The sequence below is a fragment of the Caulobacter flavus genome (genome assembly GCF_003722335.1).
Classification (GTDB): Bacteria; Pseudomonadota; Alphaproteobacteria; order Caulobacterales; family Caulobacteraceae; genus Caulobacter; species Caulobacter flavus.
The window spans coordinates 3,236,868-3,249,942 of the sequence record NZ_CP026100.1; the positions used below are offsets into that span (position 1 = coordinate 3,236,868).

9 protein-coding genes are annotated in these 13,075 nt (G+C 68.3%); 2 read left to right on the top strand and 7 right to left on the bottom strand.

Annotated elements, in window-relative coordinates; translation table 11 throughout:
• Together C1707_RS14940 and C1707_RS14945 are read right to left on the bottom strand one after the other, a co-directional pair.
• Window positions 1–894, bottom strand: a complete 894-nt coding sequence (locus tag C1707_RS14940; RefSeq protein ID WP_101712104.1) for an SMP-30/gluconolactonase/LRE family protein — start codon at window positions 892–894, stop codon at window positions 1–3.
• A 77-nt stretch (window positions 895–971) separates the two neighbouring features.
• Entirely contained in the window at window positions 972–1,556 is a 585-nt protein-coding gene (locus tag C1707_RS14945) for a TetR/AcrR family transcriptional regulator (protein ID WP_101712105.1), read from the bottom strand.
• Between the two features lie 337 nt (window positions 1,557–1,893).
• Between C1707_RS14945 and C1707_RS14950 the strand changes: the two genes are divergently transcribed.
• Window positions 1,894–4,440 carry a TonB-dependent receptor gene (locus C1707_RS14950; RefSeq protein ID WP_164467357.1) on the top strand — a complete coding sequence of 849 codons (2,547 nt, stop codon included), beginning with the start codon at window positions 1,894–1,896 and terminating at the stop codon, window positions 4,438–4,440.
• 86 nt (window positions 4,441–4,526) lie between these two features.
• Window positions 4,527–5,840, top strand: a complete 1,314-nt coding sequence (locus C1707_RS14955) for an MFS transporter (protein WP_101712107.1) — start codon at window positions 4,527–4,529, stop codon at window positions 5,838–5,840.
• On the opposite strand, the gene ku is transcribed toward C1707_RS14955, so the two are convergent.
• From ku to C1707_RS14980, 5 genes are all read right to left on the bottom strand, one after another.
• Complete coding sequence (gene ku / locus C1707_RS14960; protein WP_101712108.1) at window positions 5,837–6,688, bottom strand: non-homologous end joining protein Ku; 852 nt, start codon at window positions 6,686–6,688, stop codon at window positions 5,837–5,839. The two genes, C1707_RS14955 and ku, sit on opposite strands and share 4 nt — an antisense overlap.
• A gap of 13 nt (window positions 6,689–6,701) precedes the next feature.
• Entirely contained in the window at window positions 6,702–8,159 is a 1,458-nt protein-coding gene (otsA, locus tag C1707_RS14965) for an alpha,alpha-trehalose-phosphate synthase (UDP-forming) (protein WP_240633709.1), read from the bottom strand.
• Entirely contained in the window at window positions 8,156–8,935 is a 780-nt protein-coding gene (otsB, locus tag C1707_RS14970; protein WP_101712109.1) for a trehalose-phosphatase, read from the bottom strand. The genes otsA and otsB overlap by 4 nt, the downstream gene beginning before the upstream one ends.
• Window positions 8,936–9,068: 133 nt before the next feature.
• The gene (locus tag C1707_RS14975) at window positions 9,069–10,865 is read right to left on the bottom strand and encodes a glycoside hydrolase family 15 protein (RefSeq protein ID WP_101712110.1); all 1,797 of its coding nucleotides are present in this window, start codon (window positions 10,863–10,865) and stop codon (window positions 9,069–9,071) included.
• A 29-nt stretch (window positions 10,866–10,894) separates the two neighbouring features.
• On the bottom strand, window positions 10,895–13,048 hold the full coding sequence (locus tag C1707_RS14980) for an amylo-alpha-1,6-glucosidase (protein ID WP_101712111.1): 2,154 nt from the start codon (window positions 13,046–13,048) through the stop codon (window positions 10,895–10,897).
• Window positions 13,049–13,075: the final 27 nt, after the last annotated feature.

Genomic DNA, 13,075 nt, shown 5'->3' on the forward strand with positions numbered 1-13,075 from the left:
TCAGGCGACCTTCGCTTCGACGATGGACGTCACGCCGAACGGGATGTCGAGCTTGACGCTGGCGACCAGTTCGCCGCTGTCCAGCGCGATCTTGGCCAACTGGCCCGAGAAGAAGTCGCCGGCCCAGAAGTGCGCGCCGTCATCGGTGACGCGCAGGAACGACCAGCCGCGGCCTTCCGGCACGTCGTAGGTGCGGACGACCGAGCCGTCCTGGTCCACGCGGCGCACCTGGTTGCCGCAGCTGACCAGCACGTCGTCGTTCGGCGTGGCGGCGATGCCGAACACCATGCCCGGCGGGTCGGCGCGCACATAGAGCGGGGGCAACTGGGCGTCGGCCTCGATGTCATAGCGGAACACGGTGTTGCCGGTTTCCGAGACGTAGGCGACCGTCTTGCCGTCGGACAGCACGGTCAGGTGGGTCACGCCCAGGAAGCCCATCACCCCGCCGTGGTACTCGGGGCGATAGAAGCGCGCCACGCGCCCGTCGGCGTCGAAGCGCACCAGGCGGCCCTCGCCGGTGAAGGGCGGGGCCTGGCCCGACAGGTGCTCGCCGGCCAGGGCGCCGCCGTCCGGCAGGAACACCATCGAGCCGAGGCCCCGGCCGGGCAGGAGGGAGGCCTGGCCGGGTACGCGAAGCCCTTCGGCGTCGATGCGCGTGACGTTGCGGGCAAAGGGGTCGAGGGCGTTGAGCTCGCCGGTGCGGGGATTCACCGCCAGGCCCGAAACCATGCCGAAGTCGCCCGTATGCAAGGCCGCCTTGATCTGCAGGTCGGGGCCCAGGAGGAGGATCCTGGAAAGCCCGAGCTTCAGCTTGTCGTCCGTGACCATCGTCGCGGCCACCCAGAGGTCGCCCGCCTGGGGTTTGACGGGGAGGGAAAGGGGGTCGCCGAACATCAAGGTCTCCGTGCGGTCAGGCCCGCGCTTGGCGGGATGCTCGGAGGTTTTCAAAAAGGGACCGATCGGTCAATTTTCTAGTCGGCGCTATCCACCTGGCGAGAAGTCGCGGCGTCGACGCCGGTCTGGTAGCGGCCCATCACGTGGTCCAGCATGCCCACGACGCGCTCCCAGGCCAAGTCGTCATGCAGGTCGAAACCGAAGAAGTTCGGCTCGAACTTGGCGCGCATGCCGACATAGGAGACGGCCGACAGCATGGTCATGGCGATGGCCAGCAGTTCCTTGTCCTCGCTGCGCTGGCCGATGAACAGGCGCTCGTACTCTTCCCAGATGCGGATGCGCACGGCGGTGACCGCGTCGCGCAGTTCCGGCGGCCCGGCGAACTCGCCCGCCATGATCGTGGCCACGGCGGGGTGGGCCCGCAGGGACGAGGCGTAGGTGCGCACCAGCATGCGCAGGCGTTCCATCGGCGGACGCTGGTGGAAGGTCTCCAGCGGCTCGTCCAGCATGTCCGACAGGCGCGGCCAGATGCCCGTGCGGCGCACCCAGGCGTCGGCGACGCCGCCCAGGCCGCCGAAGTAGTCATATATTTGTTTCTTGCCGACGCCGGCTTCCTTGATTAGGGCGTTGACACCCGCGTCGTGGACGCTTCCGCGCTCCATAAGACGCCCGAACGCCTCTACGATCGCTGCTTCGGTGGCGATCCGGCGCGATTGCCGAGGCTTGGTTGCGGGCGCTACGTCTGTCAGCATGGCGGGACTTTCCTGAACTCCTATCCGATGGACGGACAAACGCTTTATCGCAAGACCTGTATTGGTCCGGCTCCATCATCTTGACCGTCGGGGAACAGTCGCGGGGAACGCGGCGGGGTGTGGTCAAGATTTAAAGAGGGGAGTCATGACCAAGTCAGCGATGAGTATCTATGGCGCGAGCGCGAGCGCTCTTACGCTTCTGATTTGTTCGGGGCAAGCCCTCGCGCAAACGACGACTTCCGAAGATATGACGGTGATTGGGGAGATCACCGTAACGGCGCGTAACAAATCTGAATCTCTGCAGGAGATTCCGCTCACCATCAACGCCGTGTCGGCCGAGACGATCGAGCGCCGTAATATTTCCGACATCAGCCGCGTGGCTCAATCGACCGCCGGCCTGACCTTCGACCAGGGCCTGACGCCCAGCGATACGCGTCCGGCGCTGCGCGGGGTGCAAGCTGTTCGGGGCCGTCCGAACGTGGCCATCCTGGTCGACGGGGTCGACACCTCGTCGGAAGCCTTCGCCACCGCCGGCGGCGGCGCCCTGGCCAACCTGCGCTTCGTCGACGCCGAGCGGATCGAGGTCGTGAAGGGCCCGCAGAGCGTGCTGTACGGCCGCTCGGCCTTCTCCGGCGCGATCAACTACATCTCCAAGCGTCCGAACCTCGGCGAGTTCGAGGGGCGCGTCAGCCTGGAAGCCGGCGACTTCGGCCTCAAGGAAGGCAAGTTCTCGGTCTCGGGTCCGCTGGTGCAGGACAAGCTGGCGCTCAGCCTGAACGCCGGCGCCTGGGAGACCGACGGCCAGTACCTGAACAGCGTCAGCGGCAAGCGCGTCGGCGGCGGCGAGGCCAAGGGCGCGGCCCTGGGCCTGCTGATCAAGCCGACCGAGAAGCTGACGGTCTTCGCCCGCGTGCAGACTTCGCACGAGGAATACGACCAGATGGCCCGCGCCTACATCACCGCGGTGAACCCGCAGACGGGCACGGCCAACACCGCCAATCTGGGCGTCGCGGTCACCGATCCGAGCAACAACCGCCCGGGCTTCACCGTGAAGGGCGATCTCAGCGACGCCGCCGTCGTCCGTAGCCGGACGGTGTCCTACTCGCTGGATCCGCGCACCGGCCGGGACTTCAAGGGCACGGTCACGGACGCGACCCGCGCCTCGTTCGACATCAACTACGAAAGCGACTGGGGCACGTTCACCTCGCTGACGGGCATCACCCGCGGCGAGACCACCCAGATCCAGGACTTCGACAACTCCAACAACAGCCTCAGCGGCAACGTGCTGCCGCTGTACGCGGGCATGGCGCCGTTCTACGGCTCGCTCTACCAGTACCTGGGCTTCCTGCGCGCCTACGGCCTGAACTACTCGACCGTGGCGCCCACCGGCGGCCTGCCGGCCATCGGCTTCTCGGTGATGCTGGACGACGACTTCGACACCAAGCAGCAGAGCCAGACGCTGCGCTGGAGCAAGGACTTCGGCAAGCTGCGCACCTCGCTGGAAGGCCTGTACTTCCACGAGGACGCCAGCCAGATCAACAAGGACCAGTTCTGGATGCGCGAGGGTTCCGACCCGCGCCTGACCATCCTGACGGCCCTGTTCATGGGCGGCGGCGCGACCCCTACCGGGGCCTACCAGGCGCCGACCACGACCGCGAAGGCCACGGCGGACTATCCGCTGAAGATCTCGCGCGAGACGGACTCGCTGTCCTGGGCCGGCAGCGTCGAATACGACGTCACCGACGACCTGACCCTGCGCTTCGACGGCCGCTACATCGAGGAACGCGTCGCCTATCGCGGCAGCCCGTACCAGCCGATGTACTACCGCCTGTTCGGCGTGCAGCTGGTCTGCCTGCAGCAGCTGGGCTGCGCGGCCGGTCCCGCCGGCACCGTCGCCGCTCGTAACGCGCAACTGGCCAAGACCACCCAGGTCGACAAGAAGACCGTCCGCGCCGACGCCTTCACGCCGAACTTCGTGGCCAACTACAAGATCACCTCGCGCAACTCGGTCTATGCGTCGTACGGCGAGGGCTTCAAGCCGGGCGGCGTCGACACCACCGGCACCAGCGGCAGCGTCGACTCCACCTTCAAGCCCGAGAAGCTGCAGAGCTTCGAAGTCGGCTCGAAGAACGTCTTCCTGGACGGCGACCTGGTTCTGAACGGCGCGATCTTCTTCAACCGCTACAAGAACCAGCAGATCGGCACGACCAAGGTCCTGGGCGGCACCTCGGTGCCGTCGGTGGAGAACGCCGGCGAAAGCGAGAGCAAGGGCATCGACCTGACCAGCGACTGGCGGGCGACCAACTGGCTGACGCTGAGCGGCAACTACACCTACACCGACGCCGAATTCACCGACTACAAGGTCCCGACCCCCGGCTACTTCGACCGGATCGAGTCCACCAACGGCGACTACACCGGCAAGGCGGTTCCGCTGACGCCCAAGCACAGCTTCAACATCTCGGCGCTGCTGACCGGCGAGCTTCCGAAGATGTCGAACTGGACCTGGACCACGGAACTGTCGGGTCGCTACCAGTCCAAGCGCTACATGACCCAGAACAACCTGACCTGGCTGCCGAGCTACTTCGTCTCGGATCTGCGGGCCGGGATCACCGACGGGTCGTGGGGCATCGACCTGGCCGTGACCAACCTGTTCGACGACGACACCCCGAAGAACGCCATCGCGGCGACCGACTTCGGCTTCTTCGATCTGAACAACAACACCCCGCCGCGCTCCTACGTGGTTTCTCTGCCGGAGAAGCGCGCCGCCTCGATCCGCATCAGCAAGACCTTCTGATCTCGCTGACCGCGTGACCTTCAAGGCCCGGCGCCCCTGCGTGCCGGGCCTTTTCCTTGCCCCCATAGTTCTTTCTGGAGTTCCCGATGGCAGCGCCCAAGAACCCCGAGCGGTTCGGCATACTGGCGATCGAGCCCGGCGTGCGCGCCGGCCACATGTGGACCGCTCTCTACGCCGCCTTCGTCAACATCGGCCTGGCCACGACGGTCGCGGTGATGACGCCCTACGTGCTCAGCGCCAATCTGGGCGTGCCGCTCGACCGCCAGGGCTCGGTGCTAGGTGTCCTGAACCTCGTCAACGAGGTCGCGCTGCTGTTCGTGTTCGGCCTGGCCGGAGCCCTGGCCGACCGGGTGGGGCGCCGCGCCGTCTACGCCATCGGCTTCCTGGCCACGGCCGCCGGCTATCTGCTGTTCCCGCTGGCCACCAGCATCTGGGACCTGTCGCTCTACAAGGTGGTCTACGCCATCGGCATCGGCGCCACCACCGGCATGCTGTCGACCATCCTGGCCGACTACGTGAAGGCCCGCGACCGGGGCAAGATCGTCGCCCTGTCGGGCATCCTCAACGGCCTGGGCGTGGTGGTGCTGGCCCTGGCCATCGGCAAGCTGCCGGCGGTGTTCGTCGGCCAGGGCATGGACGAGAAGACCGCCGGCCAGGCCGCGCTCGCCATCGCCGCGGTCCTTTGCGTGATCTCGGCGGCGGTGATGTGGCTGGGCCTTAAGCCGGGCGTGGCGACGCGCTCGGTGGAGCGAGTCAAGCTGTCGACCCAGCTGGGCGTCGGCGTCGCGGCCGCCAAGTCCAATCCGCGCATCGTGCTGGCCTACGCCTCGGCCTTCGTGGCGCGCGGCGACCTGGCCATCGTCGGCGCCTACGCCATCGCCTGGGGCAAGAAGGCGGCGCTGGAGAACGGCGCCTCGCTGGCCGACGCCCTCGACCAGGGACGGATCCCGTTCATCGTCGCCCAGTCGGCGGCGCTGCTGTGGCCGGTGGTCATCGCGCTGATGATCGACAAGGCCCATCGCCTGACGGCCCTGGCGGCCTGCATGCTGCTGGGCGCGGTCGGCTATCTGGCGACGATGTTCATCGACGATCCGCTGAGCAAGGCGGCCATGCCGCTGTTCGTGCTGCTGGGCGTGGGCCAGATCAGCGCCTTCATCGGCTCCCAGTCCCTGATCGGCAAGGAAGCGCCGGAAGAGGGCAGGGGCGCGGTCATCGGCTTCTTCAACCTGTGCGGCGCCTTCGGCATCCTGGTGCTGGGCACCCTGGGCGGGGTCCTGTTCGACGTGATCGGCCCGGCCTCGCCCTTCGTGCTGGTCGGCATCCTCAACGCCGCCGTCGGCTTCGGCTGCATCGTCCTTCGGCTCAAGGAAGCCAGGTCTCCGGTGGCGCAGGAGGCCTAGGAAGCCTTCTTCGTCCTGGCGGAGGCGGTCTTCTTCGCGGCCGCCTTCCGCGCGGGCGCTTTCGCGGCTGGGGCCTTGCCGCCCAGGCTCTTGCGCAGGGCCTCCATCAGGTCGACGACGTTGGTGTCCTCGGGCGGGGCGGCGGCGACCTTGGTCTTGCCGCCCTTCTCCTTGCGCTTGATCAGCTCGCGCAGGGCTTCTTCGTAGCGGTCCTTGAAGTCCTTGGGCTCGAACGGGCCGTCCTGCTGCTCGATGATCTTGCGGGCGATGGCGATCATCGCCGGATCGGCCTTCTTGGCTGGGATGTCGTCGAACAGGTCGGCCGGGTCGCGGACCTCGTCGTACGACCGCAGCGAATAGGCCACCAGCCCCTTGCCGCGCGGCTCGATGGCCAGCAGCCGCTCGCGCGTATGCATGACCACCCGGCCCAGCGCGATGCGCTTGGCGCCGGCCATGGCGTCGCGGATCACCGAATAGGCCTCGACCGCCAGCTTGCCGTCGGGGACCAGGAAGTAGGGATTGTCCCAGTAGAGGCGGTCGATGTCGGCCACGTCGACGAAGCGCTCGATGTCGATGGTGCGGGTGCTCTCCAGCCGCACGCTGTCGATCTCCTCGGGCGTGACGATGACGTAGCGGTCCTTCTCGACCTCGTAGCCCTTCACCAGGTCCGAACGCTCCACCGGCCCCAGATCCGGGTCGGTCGCCACCATGCGGATGCGATTGTGGGTCTTGGGGTGCAGCAGGTTGAAGCGCACCTCGCCGCCGGGATTGGTGGCGGTGTAGAGCGCCACCGGGCAGGTGACGAGCGAGAGCCGCAAATGGCCCTGCCAGGTGGGACGCGGGGCCATCTGCGTGTCGCTCCTACTTCTTGGCGCCGGCCAGCGCCTTCTTCACCGCCGCGATCGGCGGTTCGTCGGCGGTCTCGGTGTTGGCGGCCTGGACCGTTGGCTCGCCCTTCAGCGCGGCCACGAAGTCGTCGCGCCAGGCCGTGACGTCCTGGCGGGTGACGTTGTCCATCAGGTCTTCCCAGCGCCGCTTGCGCTCGGTCTCGTCCATGGCCAGCGCCCGGCTCAGCGCGTCCGAGATCTCCTCGGGGCTGTTGGGGTTGATGATCAGGGCTTCCTTCATCTGCCGCGCGGCGCCGGCGAAGCGCGACAGGATCAGGACGCCCGGATCCTCGGGGTTCTGCGAGGCCACGTACTCCTTGGCCACCAGGTTCATGCCGTCGCGCAGGGGCGTGACCAGCGCCGCCTTGGCCGCGCGGTACACCCCGGCCAGCTCGTCGCGCCGGTAGGAGCGGTTGAGATAGCGGATCGGCGTGAAGTCCATCTCGGCATAGGCGCCGTTGATGCGGCCGATCAGGCCGTCCAGCCGGTGGCGGATGTCCTGGTAGGCCTCGACCTCGTCGCGAGACAGCGGGGCGATCTGCAGCAGCATCACCTCGCGCCGCGCCTCCTCGTGGTCGTGCAGGAAGCGCTCGAAGCCCAGCAGGCGCTCCTCCAGGCCCTTGGAGTAGTCGAGGCGGTCGACGCCGACGACCATCTTGCGGAACACGCTGTGGGCGGCCATCCGGTCATACACGCGCATGGCCCGCGGGCTGCGGGTGATGCGGGCGAAGTCGTCGGCGTCGATGCCGATCGGGAAGGCCCCGGCCTCGGTGATCTGGCCGAAGGCCCGCAGGCGGCCGTCCTCGGTCTTCTCGCCGCCGACCTCGTTGAACACGTAGCCCTCAAAGGCCTGCAGGCTCTCCTCGGTCTGGAAGCCGACCACGTCATAGTGGAACAGCGCCTCGACCAGCGGCCGGTGGCGCGGCAGGGTGACCACCAGCTGGTGGGCCGGCCAGGGGATGTGCAGGAAGAAGCCGATGCGGTTGGTCACGCCCAGACGCCGCAGCTCCCGCGCCATCGGGATCAGGTGATAGTCGTGCACCCAGATGATGTCGTCTGGCTCGATCAGCGGGCGCAGGGTCTCGGCGAAGCGCTTGTTGACCCGGTCGTAGCCCTCGCCGAACGAACGGTCGTAAGCCGTCAGGTCGACGCGGTAGTGGAACAGGGGCCACAGCGTCTTGTTGGCGTAGCCGTTGTAGTACTCCTGGTAGTCGCCCTCCTCGAGGTCGACCGTGGCCACGGTCACGCCCTCGATGCGCTGCATGTTCAGCTGGCCGGTGAACTCGGGCGTTGTCTTGCCGCTCCAGCCGAACCAGATGCCGGAATATTCGCGCAGGGCCGCGGCGAGGGCCATGGCCAGGCCCCCGACGCTTTCCTCGCCCTTGCCGGACGGCGGGTTGACGCGGTTCGAAACGACGATCAGGCGGCTCATCGGGTCACCTCTCGAGTTACCGCGTCGAGCCAGGCGTGAACGGCCTCGGGACCGTCCAGGCGATAGCTCGCGGCCGTCGGCCGTTCGGGTCCGACCAGCACGCCGTAACCGCCCAGGCGGCGGGCGGCCTCGAAGCCGTCCTCATCGGTCAGGTCGTCGCCGACGAAGATCGGCAGCGCGCCGTCGAAGGCGGGTTCGCGCAGCAGGGCGGCGACGGACGAACCCTTATCCTGTCCGGGCGTGCGCAGTTCGGCGACCATGTCGCCCAGTTGCAGCACCAGGCCCGTCTGGCGCTTCAGGCGCTCGGCGGCCTCGATCACCGCGTCGGCGGCCGACGGGGTGTTGCGATAGTGCAGGCCGACGCTGAGGTGCTTGTCCTCGAAGATCAGGCCGCGATCGCAAGCGGCCAGGTCGGCCAGCACGTCGCGCGCCTCGGCCAGGCCTTCGTGCGGCTGGGCGCGGAACACGCCCTCGGGGGTGCGGCGCTCCAGGCCGTGCACGCCGGCCATGTAGGCCAGGCTGCCTTCGCCCAGGATGCGCGAGAGATCGTCCAGCGAGCGGCCGCTGATCACGGCCACGCGGTCGTCGAAAGCTTCGCGCAGGCGCGCGATCAACGCCGCGCGCGCGGCGTCCGGGCCCACGTCCTCGGGACGCGGCATGATCGGCGCGAGGGTTCCGTCGAGGTCGAGGAACAGCGCGCAGTTGGCAGGAATACTGGTGGGCGGCGGCGGAAGATCCGACGACGCAAGCCGAGCGGCAGACCCGTACGTGGTCATGCAGTTTGGCCCCTTTCACTATGGAACTCAGCCGCCAAGAACGCCCCGAGGCCGGGTTCGATCCCCCCGACGCGGCGGTCGGGGGGTCACGTTTGACTGACCAAAACGTGAGGCCTTGGGGGTTGACCTAGCTTCAGCGTACCGAAGTCCAGGGCCGGCTGAGCAGCGCCGCGCAGTTGATCAGACCTACCAACGAATAGGTCTGCGGGTAGTTGCCCCACAGCTCGCCGTCCTCGAAACCGATGTCCTCCGACAGCAGCCCGGCAGAGGTGCGGCGGTCGAGCATTTCCTGGAACAGGGCGCGGGCTTCCTCGACCCGGCCTTCCAGGTAGAGCGCCTCCACCAGCCAGAAGGTGCAGATGTTGAAGGCCGTCTGAGGCGTGCCGAAATCGTCGGGCAGGGCGTAGCGCAGCAGATAGGATCCCTTGCGCAGGCCCGCCTCGATGGCCGCCACCGTGGCCTTGTTGCGCGGATCGTCGGCGGCGATGAACCGCAGGTCGACGAGCTGCAGCAGGCTGGCGTCCAGCTCCTCGCCGCCGAAGGTGGCGGCGAACCGGCCCAGGGTCTCGTTCCAGGCGTGGGTGTCGATGGCCTCGCGCACCTTGGCCGCGCGGTCGTTCCAGAACTTGGCGCGATCGGCCAGGCCCAGCTTCTCGGCGACGTTGCCCAGCCGGTCGCAGGCCGCCCAGCACATCACCGACGAATAGGTGTGCACATTGGCCCGGCCGCGGAACTCCCACAGGCTGGCGTCCGGCTGGTCGTGCAGCTGAAAGGCCCGCTCGCCGACCGGCTCCAGGGCCTTGAAGTCGTCGACGGTCGCCGGCCGCAGCAGGCGCTCGTCGAAGAAGGCCTGGGTCGAGGACAGGATGATCTGGCCGTAGACGTCGTGCTGCTGGTGCTCGAAGGCCTGGTTGCCGATCCGCACCGGCCCCATGCCGCGATAGCCCGGCAGGTCGGGGGCGAAGCGCTCGACCAGGGCCGGCTCGTAGCCGACGCCGAACAGCGGCTGGATGTGGCCGCCGCCCGCCCGGTCGACGATGTTGCGCAGGTAGGAGAGGTAGTTCTCCAGGATGTCGGCCGCGCCCAGACGGTTCAGGGCCTGGACCACGTAGTAGGCGTCGCGCAGCCAGCAGTAGCGATAGTCCCAGTTGCGGCCGCTGTTGGCGTGCTCGGGGATCGAGGTGGTCATGGCCGCCACGATCGCCCCGGTCTCCTCGTGCATGCAGAGCTTGAGGGTGATGGCCGCACGGATCACCGCCGACTGCCAGTCCAGCGGCACGGCCAGACCCCGCACCCAGTTCAGCCAATAGTCCTCGGTCTGCTGCAGCATCCGCGCGCAGGTGGCCCCGACATCGGCGTCGAAGCCCTCGTCCGCGCCCAGGAACATCGCCAGGGTCCGCTCCACCCGGAAGGTGCGTTCCTCCAGGATGTGCGAGACCGGGCAGTCGGTGGTCAGGCGCACCGTCATGTCCGAGCACAGGTAGCGGATGTGGTTGGAGCCGTTGGTGTGCTCGGCCAGGCGGCCGCCCCAGTTGGCGGTCGGTCGCAGGCGGATCGTGGCGCGGCAGACGCCGCTGATGGGGCGCACCAGGCGGATGAAAGCGGTGGGGCGATAGATGCGGCCGAACTGCTGGAAGCGCGGCGCGAAGTCGATGATCTCCAGGCTCGCGCCGTCGGCGTCGGTGACCACCGTGCGCAGGATCGGGGTGTTGCGCAGATAGGCCTGCTCGATCTTCACCGCCCCGTCGACGACCACGTCCCACAGGCCCTTGCCGCCCTCGAACGGCGGCTCCAGGCCGCCGAGCAGGGTGCTGAACACCGGGTCGGAGTCGATGCGGGGCATGCAGCCCCACACGAAGCGGCCGTCGCGGTCGATGAGGGCGCTGACCGAGCAGTTGCCGATCGGAAACAAGTCGAGGTTCTGGGGCATGGTCTTTGTTCTTCTTGGAATTTTCGGGATCAGCAGCGTGTCAGGATCGGCACCGTCGAGCGTCGTCCGCCCTGAACGGTGACGTGCCGGCCGACATGCTCGAAGGCGAGGTCGGTCAGGCGGTCGCCGACGCCCAGGTTCTCGATCGACAGGCTGTCGATGCCGATCGGCAGGCGGGGCTCCTGGATGCGGATCTCGCCGGCCCAGCCGTCGACGGTGATGCCGAGGCACGCCTGCAGCATCATGAACGCCGAGCCCGCGGCCCAGGCCTGGGGCAGGCAGGCCACGGGATAGGCCACCGGCGGCTCGCCGGGCTGGCGGGGGAAGCCGCAGAACAGCTCCGGCAGCCGCATCTCGTAGTGGGCGGCGGTCTCGAACAGGCCCGAGGTCATGCGCACCACCCCGTCGCGATGGCCGTAGCGGGCCAGACCCATGGCGCAGATGGCCGTGTCGTGCGGCCAGACCGAGCCGTTGTGATAGCTCATCGGATTGAAGCGCGGTTCGCCCTCGGCCAGGGTCCGCACTCCGAAGCCGTTGTTGAACGCCGCCGACAGCAGGGTGTCGGCCACCTTGGCCGCGCGCTCGGGCGAGGGCAGGCCGCAGAACAGCAGGTGCCCCGGATTGGAGCCGCGCACGCGGCAAGGCTTGCCATGACCGTCGACGGCCATGGCGTAGAAGCCCTTGTCCTCCATCCAGAACCGTTCCTCGACCATGGTCCGCAGATGCTCGGCCTTGGCCGCCCAGCGCTCGGCGTCGGCGGTCTCGCCCCGGCGGCGGGCCAGGTCGGCCATGCCCTTGAAGGCGGCGAAGGCGTAGCCCTGCACCTCGACCACGGCGATCGGCCCCTCGGGGAACTTGCCGTCGGCGTGGAAGACGCTGTCCTCGCTGTCCTTCCAGTTCTGGTTGGACAGGCCCGTGTCGGCGCCGCGGGCGTAGTCGATCAGGCCGTCGCCGTCGCTGTCGCCGAACTGCTCGATCCAGGCCACGGCCGCGCGCAGGGCGTCCCAAAGCCCGTCGATGAAGGCCAGGTCTCCGGTCCGCTCGGCATAGGCGCAGGCCAGGGCCACGAACAGCGGCGTGGTGTCGACCCCGCCGTAGTAGCGGCCGAAGGGCAGCTCGCCCAGGCGGGTCATCTCGCCCTTGCGGGTCTCGTGCATGATCTTGCCGGGGGCGCTGTCGCGGAAGGCGCTGACCTCTTCGGCCTGGTGTTCGGCGAGGTAGCCCAGCACGCCCTTGGCCAGCCGAGGCTCGATCCACAGCACCTGCCAGGCGGTGATGATCGCGTCCCGCCCGAACGGCGTCGAGAACCAGGGGATGCCGGCATAGGGGTAGGGGCCGGTCTCGAACTCGGTGGTCAGCAAGGCCAGGTCCGCCCGCGACTTCTCCAGCCAGTCGTTGAACAGGCGGCCCGAACTCTTCAGCCGCGCCCCGCGCCGGCGGCGGCCGCGCATGTCGATGCGGGCCCGGGCGGCGGCCGCCCGCCAGCGCTCGCGGGTCGGCGGATGGTCGGGGACCGGCCCCACCTCCAGATAGAGGTCGAAATGGGTCTCCGGCGTCAGCATGAACATGAATTCGGCGCGCTGCGGGGTCAGCCGGCCGGGCGGTTCGGAGAAGGCGATGACGCTGTCGCGGCGCAGCTCGTCCAGGCCCTGGTAGGCGAAGTGCACCGAGCGGCCGTTCAGCTCGGCCGGCAGCACCCGGCCCCTTGCCTTGCGCTTGGAGCCGCGCACCTCGAACATGTCGTGGAAGTCGGCGTCGTACTCCAGGGCCACCGGCAGGATGACCATGTCGCGGCTGTAGTTCACGAACCGCAGGCGCTCGTACAGCCGCTCGGCCCACAGGAACCGCTTGCGCTCGATGTGGATCGCTCCATGTGGCGCAGAAGCGCCTCCAAGCGACGGCAGGGTCTGGTTGGTCGAGTGCGAGGTGAAGAAGACGTTGTCCTGCGAGACGCTGGCGCTGAGCAGGTCAGGCGGCCGGCCGCCGATCAGCAGGCGCAGGCGCGACAGCAGGCGGGTGTCGTCGTGGAACAGGCCGTCGGCGGCGCCCAGCACGTCGCCGAAGGCGTCGGCCACCAGGAAGGTGTCGCGGTCCTTCAGGGCGAACAGCCGGTAAGGCACGCGCGGTTCGCCGGTCTCGCCATGTTCGCCGGCGGTCAGCGGAGTCGGCGCCAGGTCGTCCATTTGGATGCCCCTCGTCTAAACGCGATC

Excerpts from the sequence above, each read along its gene's own strand:
- C1707_RS14950 (WP_164467357.1), top strand. The coding sequence starts at position 1,894 with ATGACGGTGATTGGGGAGATCACCGTAACGGCGCGTAACAAATCTGAA.
- C1707_RS14980 (WP_101712111.1), bottom strand. The coding sequence starts at position 13,048 with ATGGACGACCTGGCGCCGACTCCGCTGACCGCCGGCGAACATGGCGAG.
- C1707_RS14975 (WP_101712110.1), bottom strand. The coding sequence starts at position 10,865 with ATGCCCCAGAACCTCGACTTGTTTCCGATCGGCAACTGCTCGGTCAGC.
- C1707_RS14955 (WP_101712107.1), top strand. The coding sequence starts at position 4,527 with ATGGCAGCGCCCAAGAACCCCGAGCGGTTCGGCATACTGGCGATCGAG.
- C1707_RS14945 (WP_101712105.1), bottom strand. The coding sequence starts at position 1,556 with ATGGAGCGCGGAAGCGTCCACGACGCGGGTGTCAACGCCCTAATCAAG.
- otsB (WP_101712109.1), bottom strand. The coding sequence starts at position 8,935 with ATGACCACGTACGGGTCTGCCGCTCGGCTTGCGTCGTCGGATCTTCCG.
- otsA (WP_240633709.1), bottom strand. The coding sequence starts at position 8,159 with ATGAGCCGCCTGATCGTCGTTTCGAACCGCGTCAACCCGCCGTCCGGC.
- ku (WP_101712108.1), bottom strand. The coding sequence starts at position 6,688 with ATGGCCCCGCGTCCCACCTGGCAGGGCCATTTGCGGCTCTCGCTCGTC.
- C1707_RS14940 (WP_101712104.1), bottom strand. The coding sequence starts at position 894 with ATGTTCGGCGACCCCCTTTCCCTCCCCGTCAAACCCCAGGCGGGCGAC.